Below are 612 nucleotides of genomic sequence, written 5' to 3'. Positions count from 1 at the left end.
GGCCTCCACCGGCTCGCTCTTGGGGTTGCCGGCGCGGTCGCACACGGCCAGCGTCACCCGGGGGGTGTTGCGAATTCGCTTGACCTTCCAGGACTTCGCCTGGGTGATGGCCAGCAGCCGGTCACCCTCGGGGACGGCCCAGATGGCGGTCGGCTTGGGCCTGCCGTCCTTGGTGAACGTGGTCAGCAGGATGTAGTCGGCCTTGGCGACATCGGAGAAGGTGAGAGCCATGCTGTGAATCCTATGTCGGCCGCGGGAGTGCTCAGCCTTCGAGCTCACCCTCGGTCTCCAGCAGCACCTGTTTGAGACCGTCGAGGGTGGCCGGCTCCGGGGCCGCCCACATCCCGCGGCCGGCCGCTTCCAGCAGCCGCTCGGCCATCCCGTGCAGCGCCCACGGGTTGGATTGGTTCATGAACTTACGGTTCTCGTCGTCGAGCACGTAGCTCTGGCTGAGCTGCTCGTACATCCAGTCCGCCATCACATGGGCGGTGGCGTCTTAGCCGAACAGATAGTCGACCGTGGCGGCCATCTCGAAAGCCCCCTTGTAGCCGGGCGTCTTAGCCGAACAGATAGTCGACCGTGGCGGCCATCTCGAAAGCCCCCTTGTAGCCG

At 65.8% G+C, this 612-nt stretch carries 1 protein-coding gene and 1 pseudogene; both read right to left on the bottom strand.

The features are described 5' to 3' along the window. Nucleotides 1-231: PPOX class F420-dependent oxidoreductase (locus H7I41_RS07350; protein WP_264011924.1), on the bottom strand; the 231-nt coding region annotated here is incomplete at its 3' end. 31 nt (nucleotides 232-262) lie between these two features. Further along, nucleotides 263-612, bottom strand: a pseudogene (locus H7I41_RS07345) (cobaltochelatase subunit CobN); the annotation flags it as partial.

It is taken from the genome of [Mycobacterium] manitobense, from assembly GCF_025821665.1.
Lineage (GTDB): Bacteria > Actinomycetota > Actinomycetes > Mycobacteriales > Mycobacteriaceae > Mycobacterium > Mycobacterium arseniciresistens.
This window is presented reverse-complemented; position numbering and strand designations above follow the sequence as displayed.